Below are 21,984 nucleotides of genomic sequence, written 5' to 3' on the forward strand. Positions count from 1 at the left end.
TCCTGACTTGAGGGCGCGGGATTCGCCTACGTATGATTGTCGTTTCGTCATACAAACTTGACGGGGCGAGGGAGACGGTAGCGCGCGGCGAAACCCACGTCCAGAGCTCGGAGCCCCAGATAAACGATAGAATGAATGATTGTCGTCTCGTCATACAAAGAGTAGCGTTCGCTGAAGCTCGCCCGGGCGGGCCGGGACGGCGAGGAATGAAGGAGCGCGCGTGTACCTCATCACTGGTGCCAGCGGAGGTCTGGCACAGACCGCAGCGGAGTTGCTGCTCGAGTCGGTATCCGCCGACCAGGTCATCCTGACGACGCGGGCGCCCGAGAGGCTTCAGTCGTTCGCCGACCGGGGTGCGCGGGTGCGGTACGCCGACTTCGCCGCACCGGACAGCCTGGAGGCGGCCTTCGCGGGGGCGGAGCGCATGCTGCTCGTGTCCACCGCCCAGGTCGGATCGCGGATCGGGTTCCACGGCAACGCCATCGAGGCGGCCCGGCGCGCCGGGGTCCAGTACCTCGCCTACACCTCGATCGTCGGCGCCGGCATCCCGGAGAACGACGCGGTCGTCTGTACCGAGCACCGCGCCACCGAGGCGATGCTCCGCGCGTCGGGGCTGCGCTGGAACGCGCTGCGCGACTCCCAGTACGCGCAGGCGGTGGCCTACTTCATCGCTCCGGGCGCGGTCGCCATGGGCCGGATGGTCGGCGCCTGGGGCGAGGGCACGGTCGGTTTCGTCTCCCGTGACGACTGCGCGGCGAGTGCCGTCGGCGCGCTGCTCGGCCGGGGCGAGGACGACCGGGCCTACGAGGTCACCGGACCGGAACAGCTGACGTACCGTCAAGTCTGCGCCATGGTCGCCGAGATCAGCGGCGCCGATGTCGCGTACGCGCCCATCAGCGATGAAGAGCAGTACGCCATCTTCGACTCCCTGGACGTGCCCCGCGAGTACGACGAGAAGGCGATGGCCTCCTCCCCCATCCCCTGGAACAGCGATGACATGGTGTCCTTCAGCCGCGCGATCCGCCTGGGGCACATGTCGTCCCTCAGCGACGCCGTCCAGACGCTGGCCGGGCGGGCGCCGCGCTCGATGCGCTCGATCCTCGAAGAGGCCGCGGCCACCTGGCCGCCCGCGGGTGCAGCCGCGCAGCCGGCCCCCGCCGAGGCCGCGGAGGCGGTTCGATGAGCGGCACGCACGACCTCGACGACACGACGTACCTCAGCGAGAAGGCGCTCCAGCGCTTCACCGACGTACTCGGTGAGGACGGTGTGGTGCTCGGCGAGGGCCGTTTCCACGAGCAGTACCGCGACAAGTACTGGCACCGCGACGACGACTCCTACGACCCGGCCGCGGTCCTGCTGCCGCGCAGCACCGAGGAGGTCCAGGCGGTCGTCCGCGTCGCCAACGAGTTCGGGGTGCCGATCTGGACGTCCTCCCAGGGCCGCAACTACGGGTACGGCGGCTCCTCCCCCCGCATCAAGGCGACCGTCGTGGTCAGCCTGACGAGGATGAACCGCGTCCTCGAGATCAACCGTGATCTGGCCTACGCGGTGGTCGAGCCGGGCGTGCGCTGGTTCGACCTGCACGACGCGCTGAAGGAGTCCGGCAACGAGGACCTCATGGTGACCGTCCCCGACCTCGGCTGGGGCAGCGTCATCGGCAACTCCCTGGACTCCGGAATCACCTACCAGCCCTACGGCGCGGACTTCATGGCACCCTGCGGCATGGAAGTCGTGCTGGCCAACGGCGAGTTGCTGCGCACCGGCATGGGCGCCATCCCGGACAACAAGTCCTGGCACACCTACAAACGCGGCCTCGGCCCGGTCCTCGACGGCCTGTTCATGCAGTCCAACTACGGCATCGTGACGAGGATGGGCTACTGGCTCATGCCGCGGCCGGAGGCCTACGCGCCGTTCTTCCTGACCGTGCCGCGGGACGAGCACCTCGACCAGGCGATCGACACCATCCGAGGACTCCGCCTCGACGGCACGCTGCGCGGCGTGCCGAGCATGTACAACACCGTGACGCTGGCGGCCCAGTTCCCCGACGTGATGGGCCGGTTCGCCGGTGCCGAGGGAGCCTTCAGCGAGGAGACCCTCGACGAGATGGCCGACGCGACCGGCCTGGGCCGGTGGGCCATGCGGGGGGCCCTGTGGGGTGACATCCCCGTCGTCGAGTATCAGCTGGAGAAGATCCGCAGGGCGTGGAGCGTCATCCCCGGCGGCAAGGTCCTCTTCGAGCGGACCTACGGCCCGGACGAGTACGACCAGCTCCGCACCATCCCTGACAAGTGCCAGGCGGGCCTGCCCACCGTCGAGTTGCTGGACGCCATCCCGGAGGGGGTCGCCCACATCGGCTTCTCGCCCGCCATCCCGCTGGTCGGCAGGGACGTACGCGAGGTCGTCGACCTCTTCGACCGGATCGTCAGGGAGCAGGTCGGCGTCAACGTCGCCGGCGGGCTGCTGATCATCAATGAGCGGACGGCGCTGTACGTCACCGGCCTCAACTACGACTACCGCGACGCGGAGCAGTGCCGGAAGGCCTACGACGCGGTAAAGGTGCTCGTGGCGGAGGCGGGCCGGCGCGGGTACGGCGAGTACCGTGCCCACCTGGACTTCATGGACCTGGCGTCGGCGCAGTACTCCTTCAACGACCACGCCTACCGGCGTTTCTGCGAGACGGTCAAGGACGCGGTCGACCCGAACGGCATCCTGTCGCCGGGCCGCCACGGAATCTGGCCGGAGCGACTGCGGCATCTGGCCGATCGCGACTGAGACGGCGCCCTTCACGCGATGAGGCCCCGGCAGAGCCGGGGCCTCAGTGCTCTTTCCCGCTCCCGCGAACGCGAACGCCGACCGTCCTGTCAGGACAGGGGGGCGGACCGGTAAGCGGCCGGCCAGATTCCCTGCTTGCCGGGCGCGAGGATCCCGGCCGGGTCGATCGCGTCCTTGAGTCTTTCGGTGAAGCGGCGCATCGCGTGGTCGTTGAAGTCGTACTGGTCGGCGACCAGGTCCATCGCGTCGAGGTGCGCCCGGTACTCGCCGTAACCGGCCTTCGCCGTCTCGACGATCAGTTCCCGGCAGGCCGCGTAGGCCGCCGTGACCTGCTCGTGGTTGGTCACGTCGTAGAGGAACATGACGACGTCCTGGACGCTGCGCGGGGTGAGGAGCAGGCCGCCGATGTGGTCGAAGCCGTACTTCTCGACGATGCGCTTCACCCGGTCGCGCTGCTCCCGCACCACCGAGCCCACCAGGGGAAGCACGGGAGAGAAGCCGACGTGCCCGCCCTGGGGACCGCACCACTTCACCGACTCGAGCATGTCCAGGTTGGGGATTCCCGCCGGCACCTGGTGAGGCGGTGCGACGATGTCCGCCCCGGCGTCGCCGGGATACGTCGCGCCGACGACCTCCGCCCCCTCGATCCGCGCGAAGGCCTTCTCGATGGCCGCGAATTTCGCGTCGACCACGGCTTGCGGTCCGTACACCGAGAACCGTACGGTCCATCGCCCGATCCCCAGGTTCCGGCCGATCTCGGCAACGACCTCCTCGGGCACCGGGCCCTCGCCCTGGTACCAGTTCTCCCGTGGCGCGATCAGCCAGGCGACGGCCAGCGCGCTCGCGATGGTCGGCACACCGTCGATCATCCGGTCCAGCATCAACTGCCGCATGGTGTCGACGAAGGCCTCGAGGTCCTCCTCGCGGGGGACGCTCGCCGTACCCACGAGGGTGCACTCCGGTGTCGGCATCAGCCAGACACCCATCTTCGTCACGATCCCGAAGTTGGACTGCATGAACAGGTCGCTGACGGACGGTCCGAACGCTCGGCGGTGCACGTGCCAGGCCTTCGAGCCGGTCATCGCACCCTGGCCGGTCCGCAGGAGGTCCCCGTCGGGCAGGACGACCTCCATCCCGCACGCGCCGGCGGCATGGTCTCCGTACACCCCGTAGCCGATACCGTGGTCGAGCGCGTTGCCGATCACGCTTCCCCAGCCGAGGTCCGGCGTGGAGATCATCAGCCGGTGACCGCCGGCCCGCAGATGGTCGTAGAGGTCGGAGAACCGCACGCCGGGCTCGACGACGGCATAGCCGAGTTCCTCGTTGACCTCGAGCACCCGGTTCAGGCGCCGCAGACTCATCACCACGGAGCCGCGGACCCGGGGAGCGGCGCCGCCGTACCCGTTGTTCCTGCCCTGCGAGATCGTCCACAGCGGGATGCGCGACTCGTTCGCGAGGCGGACGATCGCCTGGACCTCCTCGACCGACCCGGGGGAGATCACCGCGGAGGGCACGAACTCGTCACGCCCGGCGAACGAGTAGGGGTCCCGGTATTCGGCCAACTCCTCCTCGGAGCGCTGGACGTGCTGTTCCCCGACGATTCCCGTCAACAGCTTGAGCGCTCGGGAGAACTCCTCGGCCGATACGCCGGGCGGAAGCGTCTGTGACATCTTCGTCATCTCATTCCTGCGCATTCCTGGGCTGAACGTGTGCCACGGCGCTTACGACGCGGACATCACGGCCGCGAACGACTGCTGGGTGTGCTGGGTGTCCATGTACTCGCGAAGCGTCCGGACCCGGTCGCCAGCGACCTCGTAGACGTTGGCGTACCGGTTGGCGTACGGGCTTTTGTCGCGGAAGAACCCGCTGCCCTGCGCCTCGGCGACGACGCACGTCCCTTCCGCGACGAGGCGGGTGAGTTCCACCTGGGGGCCGGTCTCGTCGAAGAGAGCGGCCAGCATCTCCGGGAGCACCTTGAGCATGGTCTCCCCGTCCATCGGTGTCTGAGCCCCGGGCAGGTGGTAGGACATGATCGTGTAGCTGAAGTCCGGTGTGATCAGCACGCGGACACGGTCCCAGTCCTGGCGGTTGAGCGCGTCGACGAATGCCCGGACGACGTCCTTGGGGTCAGTGGCCATCGGAGTTCTCCCTGTGTCTCATACGGTCGCGGTCTCGGTCGGTTCGGAGGCGGCAGCCGCACGGCTGAACGCCGCCTCGACGCCGGCCGCGCGTTCGGCGACCATCGGATACCACTCGGGATGGGTGACGATGTGGGTCTCACCTCGGGCGAGGCCGGCGAGCACGATGTCGCCCACCTCGGCCGGGTCCAGCCAGCGCAGCGCGGCGAGTTCCTCGTTCTGGGAGATGTCGTTCTGCACGAAACTGGTGTTCTTCGCTTCGGCGGGCCTGGTGCGCAGGCTCCGGGCGATGTTGCTGCGGACCGTCCCCGGAGCGAGCACCGCGGCCCCCACGTTGGAGTGCTCCCGCTGAAGCTCGCCCGCCAGTGCCTCGGTGAGCCCCATGATGGCGAACTTGGTGGTGGCGTAAGCCGCCAGACCCGGCATGTCGGCGACGAAGCCGCCCATGGAGGACGTGTTCACCAGGTACGCAGGTTCGCCGTGCTGTTTCAGCAGGGGGAGGAAGGCGTGGACGCCGTGGATGACGCCGTGCAGGTTGACGTCGAGGATCCACTTCCAGTCCCCCAGGGTCATGTCCGCGATCCGGGACTCCGGGGCGACGCCGGCGTTGTTGAACAGCAGATGCACCTTGCCGAACCGGTCGACGACCTCGTCGGCCAGCGCCTGCACGCTCGCGGCGTCGGACACGTCCGTACGCACGGCCACGGCGCCGATCTCCGCGGCCGTCGCACCGAGCGGCCCCGCCTCGATGTCGGCGATCACCACGCGGGCGCCTCGCTCCACCAGCCGCTGCGCGATGCCCTTTCCGATGCCCGAGGCACCGCCGGTCACCACGGCGACCAGGCCGCCGACGTCTGCTATCGCGGTCACGGCCGCGCCTCCCTGTCGGTCGAAGGAGAGGCCGCAGTGCCGGTTCGGTGGGCGCTCGGCCAGATCCCGTGCCGCCCGGGCGACAGGATCCCGTTCGGGTCCACGGCGTCCTTGATGCGCTCCACGAAGCGCCGGTAGGCGTGGTCGTTGAAGGAGTACTGGTCGGCCGCGAGATCCATGAAGTCCAGGTGCGCGCGGTACTCCCCGTATCCGAGCGCCCCCACCTCGCTCACCAGCATCTTCGCGGTGTCCACCGCGTCCCGTACCTGGTTCTCCTCACGCGTGTCGAAGCTGATGCTGCTGACGACGATGGCGCTGCGGTCGTTGATGGGGAAGATCGCGCACACGAAGTTGGTGCGGGCCCGGTCGGTGACCAGGCGCTGGATCACGTCGACGACGCGACGCACCTCGCTGCCGGTGAGCGGTACGACGGGTGAGAAGCCGATGTGCCCGACGAACTCGGGAATGACCTCCATCAGGTCCATGCTCGGGATGCCGGCCTGGACCTTCTCCATGAAGGTGGTGAGTTCGCCCCACTCGTGGCGCAGGAAGGTGCGGTTGTGGTCGACGCGCGAGCCTTCGAGGGCCGACCACGCCTCACGGATGCGCCGCAGCTGGTGCTCGACGACGGGCAGGTCTCCCCACAGCGCGGTGCGCAGTCCCCAGCGTCCGATGCCGGTGCGCGCGGCGAGGTCGTCGAGGGCCTGATCGCTCGCCGGGCCGTCCGCGCCCATGAACTCGCCGAGGAGCTCCGGAAACTGGGCGGCCATGGTGATGGTGTTCTGCAGGTTGGGCACGCCGCGGATCACGCCGTCGAGGCGGAGTTCGCGGATGATGTCGACGGCCTGCTCGAGCTGGTCGTCCCGGGGGATGGTCAGGTAGATCGGGGCGTACGCCTGCGGGCGGCGCTGGAGCCAGACGCCGGCGCGGGTGACGACGCCGTAGTTGGACTGCATGAACAGCGGGTCGAGGACCGGTCCGAGGCCGCGCTGGTAGACGTGCCAGGAGGGGTTGCCGGGGATGGCGCCCATGCCGGTGCGCAGCAGTTCGCCGTCGGCGAGGACGACCTCCATCCCGCAGAGCTTCTGGAAGTCGGAGCCGTTGGGGCCGTACGTGACCCCGTTGTCCAGGGAGTTGCCGATGACGCTGCCCCAGCCGAGGTCGGGGATGGAACACCACAGGTCGCCGTTGCCGGAGGCCTCCAGCGCGTCGTACAGGTCGAACCACCTGACCCCGGGTTCGACGACGGCGTACGCCAGTTCGCGGTTTATCTCCAGTACCCGGTTCATACGGCGGAAGCTGATCAGGAGGGAGCCCTGTACCCGGGGTGACGGGCCGCCGTAGCCGTTGTTGCGGCCCTGGGATGACGTCCACACCGGGATGCGGTACTCGTTGGCGACCCGCACGATGTCCCGAACCTGCTCGGTGGAGGTGGGGAAGACCACGGCGGAGGAGTCGTAGGTGCGGTCGCCCTGGAACCAGTAGGGGTCCCGGTAGGTGTCCCGTTCGGCGTCGGTGAGCAGGACCGCCTCGGCGCCGGCGATCTCGGTGAGGCGGCGCACCACCTCGTCCGGGAGGCCGCGGGTGGCCGGCTCCGTGTGCTCGTCCATGGTCGTCATCGGGTCTCCTCCAGCCGGTCGAGCCAGGCGATGACCGGCTTGACGGTCTCGGCCGAGTTGGCCTCCAGGATCAGTCCGTGGCCGTTGCCGACGATCCCGGCGTCCTCCAGGGCGATCAGCTCGGCATGCGCGCCCACGTCGCGGAGGAACTCCACGAGCGGTGGTGACTGGGCCGCGCTGGCGGACGCACTGCCCGTGACGACCGCGATCGGGGTGTCGCTGAGGCCGGGGACGCGGTACTGGGCCGGGTCAGCCTTCAGCTGGTCCGGGGACTCGATCGGGGGGTCGGTGGCCAGTTCGGCGTAGGCCAGGCCGTAAGTGATCTCGCCCAGCCCCGGGAACTCGGCGTACGGCGGCCCCATCGGCTCGATGGCGACGATCCCCTTCACCAGTTCGGGCCGCCGGTTCGCGGCCAGCCAGCCGCCAGGGCTGCCCGCGGAGTGGGTGAGAAGGACCGCCGGGCCGATCCGGTCGAGCAGTGCGGCGAGCCGTTCGCCGTCCAGTCGCTGCCCTTCGGCGAAGTCGGCAAGGAAGAAGCCCATCGCGGAGGTGAGTTGCTGGAACTCCGCCCCCTCGAATCCGCGGTCCCAGGGCCACTGGGTGTGCGCGTCGGCGGCGTCGGCAGGGGCGAACAGGAAGCTCGCGAACTCCAGCGGCAGCGGCGGGGCCACCGGTCCCAGCACGTCCGGGTGGTGCGGTGAGCGTCCGTGTCCGGGGCGGTCGACGACGTACACGGCGTATCCGGAGCGGACCAGGTCGTACGCCCAGCCCTGCCGGCCGTCGGGCGTGCCGAGCCAGTCGGTGCCCTGCCCGCCGCCGCCGTGCACGAGGACCAGCGGGTGCGGGCGGGTGACCTCGACCGGCGCCATCCACCCGACGTAGAGCGGTCCGCGCGGGAACGTGCCCTGCAAGGTGGCCACCTGCTCGCCCGGGATCCAGAAGAACCCGGTGCGGATCGTGATCGGTTCCACCCCGTCGTCGAGGTGGGGTGGTGTGGGATGCGTGCTCATGTGCGGTCCTGTCTCGCAGCGGCGCCGGTGGGACAGTGGAGCAAGGAAGGGGAGTCAGCGGGCCTCGGGCGGCGGGATCTCCAGGAGCAGGCAGGCGGTGTTGCGGAACGCCTGCTCGCGCAGCATCGCGTTGCGGTGCGTGAGCAACGAGCTCATGTCGCGGAAGATCCGGTCGAACCGCTCGCCCTGCCGCATGGATCCCGAGCCGACGACGCGGAGCAGGTCGTGTTCGAGCGTCTCCCAGAGCTGGACGATGATCTCGCGCACCGCGCAGGCCAGGCTCCAGTCGTCGACGAAGGTGTACTCGCGGGTGCCGTCGACCGTGGCGCGGCAGTTTTCCATGTGCTTGGCGATGACTCCGTCGAGGGCCAGCTCGGCGGTCTTGATCTTCGTCCAGGCGGCGCCGTAGTGGCGCTGGTAGTCCACGTCGTACAGGCGCAGCTGGATGGGCGGCAGCGGGGTCTTGCGGGTGCGCATGAGGCGCTCGAACTCGTCGAGGGCGTGGTAGAGCCCGCCGACGGCCAGGCTGGCCAGGGACACCGTGAAGGTGAGCAGTCCGCGGCCGGCGTACATGGGGTTGCCGTGCAGCCGGGAGCCGACCGTGCCGTCCTTCACCGGGATGTCGATCATGTTGGCGTCCTCGATGACGAGGTTCGCCTCCAGGAAGGCGTCGGTGAAGCGGATACTCTCCGAGCCGGTGGCCTTCAGGCCGGTCGACTCGCCCCAGTTGTGCAGGCGCTCGAAGGTCTTCTCGGGGGCCAGGAACATGCCCATCACCGGGGTGGCGCCGTCCGCCTGCTCGACCATGCACTGGCCGAGGTACCAGGTGGAGTACGGAATGCCGGAGCAGTAGTCCACGGTGCCGTTGAGGACGTAGCCGTCGTCGGTCTTCTTGGCCCTGACCGTCGGCGCGGACACCGAGGCCGCCCGGAAGTCGCCACCCGCGAACGCCCGGTCCTGGACCTCCTCGGGATACCAGGAGGCGACATGCAGGGCGTGGTTGGCGGCCAGTGCGAAGCACCAGGCGCTGCCCATGTCGCCGCGGGCCAGTTCCTTGCACACCTCGAAGAACGTCCTGGGCGAGACCTCGAGGCCGCCGTACGTCTTCGGTACGAACATGTCGTAGAAGCGGTTGGCGAGGAACTGCTCGTGGATGTCGGCGGGGATGTGGGTCAGCCGCTCCGCCTCTTCCTGGCGGGCGAGAAGTTCCTCCCGCATGGCCCTGGCCCGTGCCACGAGCTCCTCCTCCGAGGGCTCGGTCAGGTCGGGCCGTGCGGCGGCGTGTGCTGTGGTCATCGCTTCTCCTAAGCGCCCGGGGGACACATCACGTTCGGCTGCCGCGCTGCGGCAGGGGGTCTTGCGGGTCGGGGTGTTCAGTCGACGGTGCCCGCGGGGGCACTCCTGCGCAGTTGGTCCTGCCGGCGCATCTCCAGCGGGCGCTGCGCGTGCTGCCTCAGTACGGCGGCGGCCCGGGCCACGTCGCCGGCCTCGTAGGCCTCGACGAGTTCGCGGTGGTCGTCGAGGAGGGAGCTGGACGCGTAGCTTCCCCGGTCGAGCGCCCGCAGGTTGAGTCCGGGCAGGCAGAGGCGGCGGTAGGTGTCGAGGAGGATCGTCGATCCCGCCAGCTCGACCATGTACTCGTGGAAGCGCTCGTTGGCGCGCACCCAGCTCTCGGGGTCGGTGAAGCGGCCGTCCTTCACGAAGTCGAGGGTGTCCTCCATGAGCTCCCGCAGTGCCGCAAGTTCGGCGGGGCTCACCTTGCCGACGGTCAGCTCCGCGACGCCGGTCTCGATGGCCAGCTTGGCCTTGTACACCTCGTCGATGATCGAGTCCGGGACGGGCGTGATGAGGTACTCGCCGCCCTGGCGCCGGATGAGCCCTTCGTCGGCCAGTGCCACCAGGGCGCGGTGGATGCGGTTGGCGTCCACCCCGAGTTCCTCGGCCCACCGGCCGGTGTCGATGACCTCCTCGACGTCGCTGCCCGTGTCGAGCACCCGGGCGCGTACCTCGCGCAGGACCGAGGCCTCCGGCGCCGTCTGCATCCGGCCGAACCGGCCGCGGAAGTAGGCGAGCGGATGACCGGAGTGGGACGTCGCCTCCTCGACGTGGGCGAGGAACACGTCGTGGGTGCCCGCCTCCACCTGTTCGGCGACCCGGCAGATGAGGTGCGCGATCGCGCCGACGAGCAGGGGTGAGCCGTTCGACGCGGTCTCGGTGGGCACCCCCTCGTACTTGTCCGGGACGCGGGACGCGAAGCGCGTGGCCAGGTCCACGTGGTCCTCGGCGAGGACGTTCACCGCGAAGGTTCCGCTGTCGCGCACCGCCGCGGCGGTGGCCGAGTTCCGGTTGAGGCAGATCAGCAGCATCGGCGGGTCGTCGGTCAGGGAACTGACCGCGCTCGCGGTGCTGCCGTACCGCGAGCCGTCGTACTCCGTCGTGATCACGGTGACGCCGGTGGCGAACCGCCCGATGACATCGCGGAACTCCCGCGCGCCGACCGGGTGGGGGCCGGACTGGGTGACAGGTGACGGCGTGGACATCACAACCAACTCCTCTGGAGACCCGGCGCGGCAGGCGGGCTCCGGGGTGAACTCTGCACGAACTCGCCGCTGGACTGTATGACGATCGCACAATGGCGTAAAGAGGGGGCGAGGGGGCGACCACCAGAAGCGATGAACCGAAGCCCGGCCGTTACTGGCGTCGTTCTCTGCCTGCCTATATTATCGTCATACAAAGTTTCGTGTCGAGAGGAGAGCTTGATGAGCGCAAGCCTGTACGCCGCAGACTCCGCGCCCCACCCTGCGGCGGAGGGCACGGTCGACCACCTGCTGCAGGTGGCGACCAGGCTCCGCCCCGCCCTCAGGGCCGCGCAGGCGGAGCACGAGGCGCTCGGCGGCTACTCCGAGGCCGTCCACAAACAACTCCTCGACGCCGGCTTCTACCGGATGCTCCAACCCAAGCGGTACGGCGGCCTGGAGCTGCCCCTGGAGGACTTCCTTCGCGTGGGCGTCGAGATCTCACGCGGCGACCCGGGCGTCGGCTGGTCGTTCGTCCTCGGCGCCGGACACGCGTGGCACATCGCGTCCTTCTGGCCCGAGCAGGCGCAGGAGGAGCTCTTCGCGGGCGACCTCATCGCGCCCGGCCGCACCATCCCCCGGGGCCGGGCGGTCCGCACCACGGACGGTTACCGCCTCACCGGCACCTGGGACTACTGCTCGGGCTCGATGTGGAGCACCCACGCGATGCTCGTCGCCCCGACCTTCACCGAGGCGGACGTGCCGCTCGGGCTGCGCGCGTTCGTCGTCCCGCGGTGCGACTACGAGATCCTCGACGACTGGGGCGGCGACCGGGTACTGGGGATGCGGGCGTCCAGCTCCAACTCCATCCAGGTCGAGGACGCGCTCGTCCCCGCACACCTCAGCGTCGTCTACGACTTCAAGGACCACACCCTGGGCGAGGAGGGGACGATCGGCTACCGGCTCCACCGCAATCCCGTGTACCTGGGCCGGACCATCTCCTTCTTCAACTGCGAGCTCGTCGCCACCCAGGTGGGCGCCGCCTGGGCCGCCTTCGACCTGTTCGACGAACTGATGGCCGGGCGCCCGACCAGCTTCCCGCCGTTCATGCCGCGCACCGAGTCCGCGGACTACCACCGCTGGTACGGCAAGATGCTCGGCCAGGTCGACGCCGCCGAGACCCTGCTGCTGGGCGCGATGCGCCGGTACACCGAGCTGGGGCGGCGCTGGGAGCGCACGCGCCAGGAGTTCACGCCCGAGGAGGACGCCCGCCTGCGCGGCGTCATCCTGCAGGGCGCCCAACTGGCCAACCAGGCCGTCGACATGGCGTTCTCCACGGCCGGGTCCAGCGCGGCACGACTCGGATCGCCGATGGAGAAGTACTACCGGGACGTGGCGATGTTCAAGACGCACATCGCCGCCAAGTGGGACGTCACCTACGGGTCGGTGTCGCGCCATCACTTCGGGCAGCCCCTGACCTTCTGAGGCCGGCCGGGACGACGGGTGTCCCACCCCGCTAGGGGGTGGGACCGGGTCCCGCCGGGCCGTGGCCACGTCAGGTTCCGGCCTGTATCTCCTTCAGGCTGTCGACGGCGTTCACCGCGACCCGCCGGATGTGGCGGGCGGTGACCTGGGCGGCCGTGTCCGCGTCCCGGTCCCGGACGGCCGCGACGATCGCGCGCAGCTCCTGGATCACCTCGGCGTGACTGGTCGACATGCCCTTGAGCTGCAACACCCGCACCTTCGCCTGAACGCTCTCCACCAGCTGCCGCAGCACCTCGCTGCCGGCGCCCTCCATCAGGACATCGGTGAAGTGGCGACGCGCCGCGAGGACCTGACGCGGGTCGACGGACTCCTGCGACGCCACCTCGGCGAACCGCTCGGCCGCCGCCTCCAGCGCGTACACCTGCGAGCGGGGCGCCTTCTCGACGAACCGCCGCACCACCAGACTCTCCAGCGCGGCCCGCACCTCGTAGAGGTCGCGCGCCTCGTCCGGCGTGGGCGCCGCGACCACGGCGCCCTTCTGCGGGACGACCTTGATCAGCCCTTCCGAGGTCAGTTCCCGCAACGCCTCACGAACGGTGGTACGGGAGACATTGAGTTGCTCGACCAGCTCCCGCTCGACGAGACGCTGCCCCGGCTCCAGGCGGAAGTCCCAGATCGCCTCCCGCAGGGCCGTCACGACCTGTTCGCGCAGCGGTGCGGCGACACGGCCGACCGGGCTCGTGGTCCAGGCCGAGGCGAGCGAGTTCGAGGTCGTGGACATGGTTTCCCTGCCTTGGGTGATCCGTGCATGTTCCCAGCTTCGCATGACGGCATGACGGCATGACGGTCATACAAAGATACCTCCTGTGCAGGTACTGGGACCCCGTTCAGCGGAAGGCGGTGATGACCCCGCTGAGGTCGCGGAACTCGCCGGAGGCGTAGAGGGCGTCGTTGACCTGGTCAAGGGTGTACTCGGCCGTCACTATCGGGCGGGCGTCGTACACCCCGCTCTCCATCAGGGCCACGCACCGGGCCAGGTCGCGCCCCAGCAGGCTCTGGCCGTTCTGGCACGACAGGATGCGCCGGCCGTGGATCGCGATGGCGTTCTGTGGCAGGCAGACCCGCCCCTCCGCCCATTGCACGCCCGTCAGCACGACGGTCCCGGCGCGCCGCGACATGGCGACGGCCTGCTGTACCGCCAGTTCAGGGCCCGCCGCCTCCACGACCACGTCGGCGCCGCGCCCCTCGGTGAGGGAACGCACCTGCTCGACCGGGTCGTGTTCGGCCGGGTCCACGAGATCGGTCGCGCCGAGCGCGGCGGCGGTCGCACGCCGCTCGGCCAGCAGGTCGACGCCGATGATCCGGCCGGCCCCCGCGACCCGCGCCGCCTGCACACACCACAGGCCGAGATGCCCCAGCCCGACCACGGCGACCGACGCGCCGGGCCGGACCTGCGCCACGTTCACGATCGCCCCGTGACCGGTGGTGATCCCGCAGCCCAGCAGACTCAGATGGGTGGCGGGCAGCGAACTGTCGACGCGCCACACCTGGCTCCGGTCGGCGACCATGAGCTCGGCGTACGCGCCCACGCCGCCCGCGGCGCGCACCGGCCGGCCCTGGCGGTCGGTCGCGACGACCGGCTCGGGGCGCTCGAAGAGCAGCGCGCACTGGTCGGGGCGGCCGATGCCGCAGTAGAAGCACTCGTCGCACTGCGGAGTTCCGGCGACGACCACGAGGTCTCCGACGCCGTAGCCGTACGCGCGGGTGCCGCCGTCGCACCGCTCCACCACACCCAGCGCGGTGTGGCCGAGCACGACCGGCGGAATCTTGCCGCGCATCGCCCGCCACCCGAGCCAGTCGGTGGAGCAGAACGGCGCGGCGACCGTGCGCACCAGCACCTCGTGCTCTGCGGGATCACGCGGGGCGAGCTCCCGGACCGGCATGGGGGCGCCGAACGCCTCCAGCACGGCTGCTCTCATTTCGGGCTCCTTCAGCAGCGGGCGGGCGTTCAGAAGACGAACACGCCCGAGAGATCCTCGAGCCGTTCGGACCGTGCGAGCGCGGTGTTGATGTCGTCGAGCCGGTACGTCGTGGTGACGATCGGCTTCGGGTCCAGTGCACCGCGTTCGAGCAGGCGGACGTACGCGGGCAGGTCGCGCCGCATGCGCACGTTGCCGTTCTGGGTGCTGAGCACCTGGCGGCTCTGGACGGCCAGCGGGATCTGCGCGAGCGTGACCTCTGCGGCCACGTCCTTGAGACCGGAGAGCACCACGGTGCCCGCCCGCCGGGAGATCTCCAGCGCCAGCCGTTGGGAAGCGGGCGGTCCGGCGGCCTCGATGACCTTGTCGGCTCCCCGCCCCTGGGTGACGGCCCGCACGGCCTCCAGGGCGTCCTCCGGGGCGACCGTCCGCGTGGCCCCCACGGATGCCGCGACACGGCGGCGCTCCTCGTTCGGTTCGACCGCGATCACCTCACGGGCCCCGGCCAGACGCGCCGCCTGGATCGCCCACAGGCCCAGGTGTCCCGCGCCCACGACGGCGACGACCTCGTCCGGCCGCACGCGTGCCACGTTGAGGACGGCGCCCACCCCGGTGGTGACGCCGCACCCGAGGAGGGAGAGAACCTCCCACGGCAGGTCGGTCTCGACCGGGAAGACCTGGTTCTGCGAGACGTTCATGACCTCGGCGTAGCCGCCCACGCATCCGGCCGCGTTCACGACCAGGCCGTCCGAGGTGCGCGCCACGTCCGGGTAGACGCCCTTGAGGTCGAACAGCTCCGAGCACTGGTCGGGGCGGCCGATGCCGCAGTAGAAGCAGCGGCCGCACTCGGGCGTGCCGGGTACGACGACGCGCTGTCCCACCTCGATGCCGCGGACCTCGCTGCCGACCTCGACGACCTCGCCGGTCGAGGCGTGTCCGAGGATCGTCGGCGGAACCTTGCCGAGACGTCCGTGGAAACTGGTCACGTCGGTCGAGCAGAACGGCGTCGCCTTGGTGCGGACCAGCACGCGGGTCGGCGCGAGGTCGAGCAGCTCGACCTCCTCGACGGTCAAGGGCTGTTCGAAGCCGCGCAGCAGGGCGGCACGCATGGTGGTCATCGTGTGGTCTCCCGCTTGACCGCGTCGGCGCGGTGGCGTTCGAGGATCGCGTCGTCCGTCACGGACACGTCCCACAGCCCCGCTCCCCCGCCCCGGCGGTTGGTGTTCTGCACACTGGCGCCCCCGTCGACGGAGAAGATCTCCCCGGTGACGTACGACGCCTCCTCGCTGAGCAGGAACGCCACCGTCGCGGCCACCTCCTCCGGTCGGCCGGCGCGTCGCAGAGGTGAGGTGCCCGCACGGCGGCGCATGTCGGCCATCCCGGCCTCGCCGAAGATCGGCGTGGGCACGATGCCCGGCGCCACGGCGTTGACCCGCACCCCGATGGGCCCCCCGTAGACGGCGGCGCCGTGGACCAGCCCCACCGTGCCGTGCTTGGAGGTCGTGTACGCCAGCAGGTCGTTGCTCCCGCGCAGCCCCGCGATGGAGGAGGTGACGACGACCGATCCCACGCTGCCGCGCTCCAGGTAGTGGCGGAAAGCCGCCCGGACGCCGAGGAAGGGGCCCCGCAGGTTGACGGCCATGACCTTCTCCCACTCCTCGACGGACACGTCGACGAGATCGGCCAGGGAGCCGGCGATCCCTGCGTTGAGGTGGTGCAGGTCCACGCGTCCGAACGCGTCGACGGCCGCCCGCATATAGGCGTCCACGCCGTCCTCCGAGGTCACGTCGGCCCCGACGCCCACGGCATCCGGGCCCACCGCCGCGGCGACCTCCTTCGCGGCCCTCTCGTCGAGGTCCACGGCGACGACCTTGACGCCCTCCTCGGCGAGCCGCTCCACCGTTGCCCGCCCCAGGCCGCCCGCGGCCCCCGTGACGACGGCAACCTTCCCGGCCAGTCCACGCAGTGACATCTTGTTCGCCTCACATCGTTGTAGGGGTGTGCGGACGGCAGCCGCGATCGCGCGCGGTTCGCCGACGAGGGCGTCGGCCCGGCAGGGTCACGCGTCCACCGGAGCCGTCACCGCGGCCGTCCTCGTGAGGAGCTCCTCACGCAGCACGGGCAGGGCCTGGAGCGCGCTCTGCATGCCCATCGTGGCGGCGATCTCCATGACCTCCAGCAGCTCGCCGACGGTGGCGCCGTAGCCGAGCGCGTTGTCCATGTGTGCCTTCCACCCCTTCACGTACAGGTGGGTGGAGGCGCAGTCGAACGCCGTGTAGACGAACTCCTTGACCTTGGGCTCCAGGCTCCCGTGCTGCCAGGACACCGAGGAGAAGTCGGTGTAGGCCTCGAACATCTCCGGGTCGAGTTCGAGGATCTCGTCCCAGAACTCGTGCCAGTAGCCGCGGTTGGCGGTGAACCGCTCCTTCAACTCGCTCTGGTACGCGTCGAGTTCGCCGGGTCCGTCGCGCAGGCCGCGCTCTTGGAGGAGTTCGGCGAGCAGCGGCACGCCGATGTTCATCGCGTGGATCCCGACGGTCGTCGTGAGCTCGATGACCTCGGTGATCTCGCCGGGGGTGGCGCCCAGGTCGAGGGCTCGGCGGATGTGCCGGCGCACTCCGGGGGCGTACAGATGGGTGGCCGCCGCGTCGACGGCCAGGTAGACGAGCTCGCGGGTCTTGGCGTCGAGGTGGCCCTTGCGCGGGGGCACGCCCGCCAGCTGTACGTACGAGGCGAGGAGTCGCGGGGCGAGTTCGAGAACCGCCTCCCACTGCTCGTCCCAGGCACCGTGCAGGTCGACCACCGCGTCCCGGAGGTCCTGCGGCGAAGGGGTCTGCGTGGTCATCCGGTCACCAGCTCTCGGTCAGCCGGGCCGTCGAACGTCCACCGGGCGATCTCGGTGTGGTCCGCGGTGTCGGGCAGGTCCTTCAGGGCTCGCTCCCACAGGGCCACGGCGTGCTGGGCGAGCGGGCTCGCGACGCCGAGCTCACGGGCCAGGCCGAGGGCTATGCGCATGTCCTTGACCATCAGCTTCATGCCGAAGCCGGAGTCGTAGCCGCCGGGCAGCACGAAGTTGGGGAACTTGTTGTCCGTCGATCCGCTGCGCCCGCTGGAGGTGTTGATCAGCTCCACCATGACCGCGGGGTCGAGGCCGAAGCGCTCGCCGGCCAGCACGCCTTCGGCCGTGGCCAGCAGGTGCGTGGCGGAGAGCAGGTTGTTGATGGCCTTGAGCGCATGCCCGGCACCCACGGAGCCTGCGCGGCGGGCGGTGCCCATGGCCGTGAGCAGCGCAGACAGTCGCTCCACGGCGTCCTCGGCGCCGCCCACCATGATCGTGAGGGTGCCGTTCTCGGCACCCTTGACACCTCCGGAGACCGGTGCGTCGACCAGGGTGACACCACCGGTCTCGAGGTCGGCGGCCAGGCGCCTGGTGGACATCGGGTCGGAGGAGCTCATGTCGACGACCGTGCTGCCCTCGGCCAGGGCCGCGCGGAGGGCCGGGTCGCCGAGCACCGACTCCACGACCGCGCTGCTGGGAAGCATGAGCACGACGACGTCGGCACCCCGGACCGCCCCGGCCCCGGTCTCAGCCGTACGGGCGCCGGCGGCGGCCAGCGCGGCCCGGGCCTCCTGACTCAGGTCGAACCCGGTCACGGCGTATCCGGCCCGGACCAGGCGCACCGACATCGGCGCGCCCATGTTCCCCAGCCCGACGAAGGCGACCGAGGGCAGGGGGGATCGCGGTGCGGAGCTGTCAGACATCGCCCTTGACCTCCTCGATCACGCGCTCGGCGACGCGGAAGGATTCCAGTGCGGCGGGGACTCCGACGTAGACGGCGGTCTGGAGGAGCACCTCCTGGATCTCCTCGACGGTCACCCCGTTGGTGAGGGCTCCCTTCACGTGGACACCGAGCTCGTGATTGCGTCCCAGTGCGGTCAGCATGGCGAGGTTGACCAGGCTGCGGGTACGCCGCTCGAGACCGGGACGGGTCCACACCGCGCCCCAGCAGTACTCGGTGACCAGTTCCTGGATCGGCCGCGCGAACTCGCTGACCTGAGCGAGCGATCGCTCGACGTGTTCGGCGCCCAGGACCGCCTTGCGTACCGCGAGACCGGCCTCGTAGGTGTCGCGGTGTGTGGTGTCGCCCGGGGAGATGTCGGTGGTGAGGGGCTCGGTGGTCGGTGACCCGGTTGCCAGGGCCTCGGTTGCCAGGGGCTCGGTCGTCATAGTGATTCAGTCCTCTTCACTGGTGGGCGCCGTGTACTGCTCGGGGGCGACCTCCTCGGCCCAGGAGGTCGCTCCGAGCGAGATGGCCGTATGGGTCAGGTAGGAGTCGGGGGCGGCGCCGTGCCAGTGCCGCTCGCCGGGCGGGCACCACACGGTGTCGCCGGCCCGCAGCGGGCGGATCCCGTCCTGCTCGGTCGCGACGTAGCCGCTCCCGGCCAGCACCTGGAGGATCTGACCGTGCTCGTGCGTGTGCCAGTAAGTACGGGCGCCGGGCGTGAAGTTGACGGTGTTGATGGTCACGCCGTCGGTGGCGGGCATGGTGAGGTAGGCGTGCACCGTGCCGGTGAACTGCGAACCGGTCTTGCTGCCGACACCGTGCTGGGCCGTTCCGTGGATCAGCTTCACGGCCTGTCACCTGTCTTTTCCGGCGTCGTACGCGCCGTCGTGGATGCGGACCCGTCCCGAGACGTCGCCGATCGCGTCGACGACGGTGTTGCTGATGTCGTCGGCGTAGCCCAGCTGGAGGGCGAGACCGAAGGAGGCGAGGGGGGCGCAGGAGTTGGGGCTTGCGACGCCGAGTCCGGCGACGAGGTCGACGTAGGCGAGGACGTCCTTCATCATCAGCGCGTTGGTGAGGCCGCCCTTGAGGTAGTCACCGTGGATGATCTTCGGGAAGCGGTTGCGCGTCGCGAAGTTCACCCCCGAGCTCGTGTTGAGCACGTCGAGCAGCACCTGGAGGTCGAGTCCGGCCTTGCGTCCGGCGACCATCACCTCGGCGGTCGCCGACAGCGCGACGGCGTTGAGGAAGTTGTTGAGCAGCTTCGCCGTGTGTCCCGCCCCGACGGCTCCGCAGTGGAAGACGTGGGCGGAGAAGGCGGCGAGCAGCGGGCGTGCGCGGTCGAGGGTCGCGGTGTCCCCGCCGACCATGAGGGTCAGGGCCCCCTTCTCGGCCGCCGCGGCGCCTCCGGAGATGCCTGCGTCGAGCAAGGTGGCGCCCTTTTCGGCGAGTTGTCCGTGCAGGCGCAGCGTGGAGGCGGGGGCCGAGGTGCTGAGGTCGATCAGCGTCTGTCCGTCCCGGGCATGGGCGAGCACTCCCTCCTCGCCGAGGACGACCGCTTCGACGACCTTGCTCTCCGGCAGGGAGAGCAGGACGACGTCGCACGTGCGCGTCACCTCGGCGACGGACGCCGCCACTGAGCCACCGCACGCGGTGACGTGCTCGGGGCGGGTGTCGTAGCCGAGGACGTCGTGCCCGGCGTCCACCAGGCGGCGGGCGATCCGCCCGCCCATGTTGCCGAGGCCGATGAACCCCACCGGCGCCGTCGTACTGGTCATACTGTTCCTCCACCTTGGGTCGGCCCGGGGCTTTGCGGGCCGCCGATCACCGCGACGAACTCCCCCATCGGACCGTCGAGCCGCCGGTGGCGGTCGAGCACGGCCGGATCGTGGCCGGGGACGAGGATCGCGTCACGGTCCGCGACGAGCTGGTTCATGTAGTCGAAGCCCCGGTACATCGCCTCCAGGTCGGCGACGACGAGGAACGGCAGATCGCGTTCGAGTTCCTCGTAGTAGTGCGTCGCGTCGGAGGCGAGGAGCACCAGGCCCTCGTCGGTGTTCACCGTGAGGATCGCCTGGCCCGGCGAGTGGCCGCCGAGCTCGATCATCTCCACGCCCGGCGCGATCTCCTCGTGGCCGCGGTGGAACACCATGCGGCCCTGTTCGTGGACGGTCCGGAGGTGGTCGATCTCGCTCTCCTCGACCGTGTGGTGGAACTGGAACCGGCGGGCGCAGTCACCGGTCCAGAAGTCGAACTCCGTCCGGGGCACGATCACCTTCGAGTCGGCGAACAGGTCCACGTTGCCCGCGTGGTCGTAATGGGCGTGGGTGAGGACGACGGTGGCGTCCGCCGGTTCGACGCCCAGTCGGTGCAGCGCGTCCCGGGGGTGGATGAGGTGGCCCCGCTCTCGATTGCGCCCGCCGAGTTCGCTGTAGCCGGTGTCGACGACGATCGTGCGCCGTTCGTTGCGCAGGATCCAGACGTAGTAGTCCATCCCGATCGGGCCGTCCGGCTCGCCGTACAGGTGGTGGTTGAGGAAGACCTGGCCGCGCGTCGTGGTGCGGGACGCGTAGCGCACGACGAGGACTTCGTACGTCTCGTCGGCGGGTTTTTGACTCACGGTAACTCCGTATGATTGTCAGACAATCAGTCGCGAGAGTACGTTAGCGCAGACCAGACCCCCTCGCAATGGTCGGCCCGAGAGGCAGCACGCCAGCCGGCTGGTAGTTCAGGCGGAACTCTGCATTGACCTCCTCATCATATCGTATGACAATCATACGGCTTGCCGAGTTCCACTCCGGCACGACAGACAAGGAGAACCGAGCAATGACGTATCTCGTCGGCTCCCACCACGTCACGCTGTCCGTGGGCGGTGCGCAGGAGGACGTGGACTTCCACACGCGAGTCCTGGGCATGCGCTTCATCAAGAAGACCGTGCTGTACGACGGCTCCGCGCCGATCTACCACTTCTACTACTCCAACGCGAACGGCGACCCGTCGTCTGTGGTGACGACGTTCCCGTGGGCCCAGGCCGGGCTGTACGGCAAGCGCGGCACCAACCAGGCGCGCGAGGTTCTTCTCTCGGTCCCGGCCGGCTCCCTCGACTACTGGGTGAAGCGACTGGGGCAGCACGACATCGAGGCCCGCCGCTTCGAGGCCCTCGGCCGCGGCCGGGTCGCCTTCCTCCACCCGTCCGGCATCGAGTACGTCCTGGTCGGCAACGAGAACGACCCGCGCGAGGGCTTCTCCGGCAACGGCGTCTCCCCCGAGGCCGCGATCCACGGCATCCACGGCATGGGCATCCACGTGTACGACCAGGACCGCATGGTCGACTTCGGGAACGAGGCGTTCTTCTCGCAGGGCAAGGTCGAGGAGGACGGCGACCTCGCCTCCTTCCAGGCCGGCACCCAGGAGTACGGCAACTTCATCGAGCTGCGCGGGAACCGCAGCGACGAGCAGGGCACCTGGCGCTACGGCGCCGGCACCTACCACCACTTCGCCTGGAATCTCGACACCCTCGAGAACCAGTCCGCGGTGCGGTTCGACATCGAGGGCGCCGGCTACACCGACATCTCCGAGCTGAAGAACCGCACCTACTTCAAGTCCCACTACGTGCGGACCCCGGGCGGTGCCCTGTTCGAGCTGGCGGTCACCGACGACGAGGGAGGCTGGGACTGCGACGAGTCTCCCGAGGAGCTCGGCAAGAACTTCATGCTGCCGCCGCAGTTCGAGAGCGAGCGGGAGAGCATCCTCGCCCGTCTGGAGCCGGTCACCACCGACTGATCCGCCTCCTACGGCCCCGGGGCCCGG

21 protein-coding genes are annotated in these 21,984 nt (G+C 69.8%); 4 read left to right on the forward strand and 17 right to left on the reverse strand.

Going from position 1 to position 21,984, the window contains the following annotated elements; genetic code table 11:
- Nucleotides 1-220 precede the first annotated feature (220 nt).
- Both ACFYO2_RS44650 and ACFYO2_RS44655 read left to right on the forward strand, forming a co-directional pair.
- Nucleotides 221-1,183 (forward strand): NAD(P)H-binding protein, encoded by a 963-nt coding sequence (locus ACFYO2_RS44650; RefSeq protein WP_388361876.1) that lies wholly within the window; start codon nucleotides 221-223, stop codon nucleotides 1,181-1,183.
- Nucleotides 1,180-2,772 (forward strand): FAD-binding oxidoreductase, encoded by a 1,593-nt coding sequence (locus ACFYO2_RS44655; protein ID WP_388361878.1) that lies wholly within the window; start codon nucleotides 1,180-1,182, stop codon nucleotides 2,770-2,772. Before ACFYO2_RS44650 ends, ACFYO2_RS44655 begins: the two co-directional genes overlap by 4 nt.
- Nucleotides 2,773-2,861: 89 nt before the next feature.
- Here the strand turns inward: ACFYO2_RS44655 and ACFYO2_RS44660 are convergent, their stop codons facing one another.
- The 7 genes from ACFYO2_RS44660 to ACFYO2_RS44690 form a co-directional block, all read right to left on the reverse strand.
- Nucleotides 2,862-4,442: an FAD-binding oxidoreductase gene (locus ACFYO2_RS44660; protein ID WP_388361881.1), complete on the reverse strand. Its 1,581-nt coding sequence runs from the start codon at nucleotides 4,440-4,442 to the stop codon at nucleotides 2,862-2,864.
- Nucleotides 4,443-4,493: 51 nt separating this feature from the next.
- Nucleotides 4,494-4,910 carry a nuclear transport factor 2 family protein gene (locus ACFYO2_RS44665; protein ID WP_388361884.1) on the reverse strand — a complete coding sequence of 139 codons (417 nt, stop codon included), beginning with the start codon at nucleotides 4,908-4,910 and terminating at the stop codon, nucleotides 4,494-4,496.
- A gap of 18 nt (nucleotides 4,911-4,928) precedes the next feature.
- Nucleotides 4,929-5,780, reverse strand: a complete 852-nt coding sequence (locus ACFYO2_RS44670; RefSeq protein WP_388361887.1) for an SDR family NAD(P)-dependent oxidoreductase — start codon at nucleotides 5,778-5,780, stop codon at nucleotides 4,929-4,931.
- The gene (locus tag ACFYO2_RS44675; protein WP_388361889.1) at nucleotides 5,777-7,399 is read right to left on the reverse strand and encodes an FAD-binding oxidoreductase; all 1,623 of its coding nucleotides are present in this window, start codon (nucleotides 7,397-7,399) and stop codon (nucleotides 5,777-5,779) included. The genes ACFYO2_RS44670 and ACFYO2_RS44675 overlap by 4 nt, the downstream gene beginning before the upstream one ends.
- Nucleotides 7,396-8,409, reverse strand: coding sequence for an alpha/beta fold hydrolase (locus ACFYO2_RS44680; RefSeq protein ID WP_388361891.1), 1,014 nt, complete (start codon nucleotides 8,407-8,409; stop codon nucleotides 7,396-7,398). The genes ACFYO2_RS44675 and ACFYO2_RS44680 overlap by 4 nt, the downstream gene beginning before the upstream one ends.
- 54 nt (nucleotides 8,410-8,463) lie before the next feature.
- The gene (locus tag ACFYO2_RS44685) at nucleotides 8,464-9,705 is read right to left on the reverse strand and encodes an acyl-CoA dehydrogenase family protein (protein ID WP_388361894.1); all 1,242 of its coding nucleotides are present in this window, start codon (nucleotides 9,703-9,705) and stop codon (nucleotides 8,464-8,466) included.
- Between the two features lie 77 nt (nucleotides 9,706-9,782).
- Nucleotides 9,783-10,949, reverse strand: coding sequence for a flavin reductase (locus ACFYO2_RS44690; RefSeq protein ID WP_388361896.1), 1,167 nt, complete (start codon nucleotides 10,947-10,949; stop codon nucleotides 9,783-9,785).
- A 219-nt stretch (nucleotides 10,950-11,168) separates the two neighbouring features.
- Between ACFYO2_RS44690 and ACFYO2_RS44695 the strand changes: the two genes are divergently transcribed.
- Nucleotides 11,169-12,410 carry an acyl-CoA dehydrogenase family protein gene (locus ACFYO2_RS44695; protein ID WP_388361897.1) on the forward strand — a complete coding sequence of 414 codons (1,242 nt, stop codon included), beginning with the start codon at nucleotides 11,169-11,171 and terminating at the stop codon, nucleotides 12,408-12,410.
- A gap of 70 nt (nucleotides 12,411-12,480) precedes the next feature.
- Here ACFYO2_RS44695 and ACFYO2_RS44700 read toward each other — a convergent pair whose 3' ends face one another.
- From ACFYO2_RS44700 to ACFYO2_RS44745, 10 genes are all read right to left on the reverse strand, one after another.
- Entirely contained in the window at nucleotides 12,481-13,191 is a 711-nt protein-coding gene (locus ACFYO2_RS44700; RefSeq protein ID WP_388361900.1) for a GntR family transcriptional regulator, read from the reverse strand.
- 106 nt (nucleotides 13,192-13,297) lie between these two features.
- Entirely contained in the window at nucleotides 13,298-14,389 is a 1,092-nt protein-coding gene (locus ACFYO2_RS44705; RefSeq protein ID WP_388361902.1) for a zinc-binding dehydrogenase, read from the reverse strand.
- Nucleotides 14,390-14,418: 29 nt separating this feature from the next.
- On the reverse strand, nucleotides 14,419-15,507 hold the full coding sequence (locus ACFYO2_RS44710) for a zinc-binding dehydrogenase (protein WP_388361905.1): 1,089 nt from the start codon (nucleotides 15,505-15,507) through the stop codon (nucleotides 14,419-14,421).
- Nucleotides 15,504-16,361 carry an SDR family NAD(P)-dependent oxidoreductase gene (locus ACFYO2_RS44715; protein ID WP_388361908.1) on the reverse strand — a complete coding sequence of 286 codons (858 nt, stop codon included), beginning with the start codon at nucleotides 16,359-16,361 and terminating at the stop codon, nucleotides 15,504-15,506. The genes ACFYO2_RS44710 and ACFYO2_RS44715 overlap by 4 nt, the downstream gene beginning before the upstream one ends.
- A gap of 87 nt (nucleotides 16,362-16,448) precedes the next feature.
- Entirely contained in the window at nucleotides 16,449-17,234 is a 786-nt protein-coding gene (locus ACFYO2_RS44720; protein ID WP_388361911.1) for a carboxymuconolactone decarboxylase family protein, read from the reverse strand.
- A complete protein-coding gene (locus tag ACFYO2_RS44725; protein WP_388361914.1) occupies nucleotides 17,231-18,151 on the reverse strand; it encodes an NAD(P)-dependent oxidoreductase in 921 nt (306 codons plus the stop codon). Before ACFYO2_RS44725 ends, ACFYO2_RS44720 begins: the two co-directional genes overlap by 4 nt.
- Nucleotides 18,144-18,617 (reverse strand): carboxymuconolactone decarboxylase family protein, encoded by a 474-nt coding sequence (locus ACFYO2_RS44730; protein WP_388361916.1) that lies wholly within the window; start codon nucleotides 18,615-18,617, stop codon nucleotides 18,144-18,146. The genes ACFYO2_RS44725 and ACFYO2_RS44730 overlap by 8 nt, the downstream gene beginning before the upstream one ends.
- 6 nt (nucleotides 18,618-18,623) lie before the next feature.
- A complete protein-coding gene (locus ACFYO2_RS44735; RefSeq protein ID WP_388361918.1) occupies nucleotides 18,624-19,022 on the reverse strand; it encodes a cupin domain-containing protein in 399 nt (132 codons plus the stop codon).
- A 6-nt stretch (nucleotides 19,023-19,028) separates the two neighbouring features.
- Nucleotides 19,029-19,952 carry an NAD(P)-dependent oxidoreductase gene (locus tag ACFYO2_RS44740; protein ID WP_388361920.1) on the reverse strand — a complete coding sequence of 308 codons (924 nt, stop codon included), beginning with the start codon at nucleotides 19,950-19,952 and terminating at the stop codon, nucleotides 19,029-19,031.
- Nucleotides 19,949-20,794 carry an N-acyl homoserine lactonase family protein gene (locus ACFYO2_RS44745; RefSeq protein WP_388361923.1) on the reverse strand — a complete coding sequence of 282 codons (846 nt, stop codon included), beginning with the start codon at nucleotides 20,792-20,794 and terminating at the stop codon, nucleotides 19,949-19,951. Before ACFYO2_RS44745 ends, ACFYO2_RS44740 begins: the two co-directional genes overlap by 4 nt.
- A gap of 206 nt (nucleotides 20,795-21,000) precedes the next feature.
- Here ACFYO2_RS44745 and ACFYO2_RS44750 point away from each other — a divergent pair, with 206 nt between their 5' ends.
- Nucleotides 21,001-21,957, forward strand: coding sequence for a hypothetical protein (locus ACFYO2_RS44750; RefSeq protein WP_388361926.1), 957 nt, complete (start codon nucleotides 21,001-21,003; stop codon nucleotides 21,955-21,957).
- Nucleotides 21,958-21,984: the final 27 nt, after the last annotated feature.

The sequence above is a fragment of the Streptomyces sp. NPDC006602 genome, from assembly GCF_042870385.1.
Classification (GTDB): domain Bacteria; phylum Actinomycetota; class Actinomycetes; order Streptomycetales; family Streptomycetaceae; genus Streptomyces.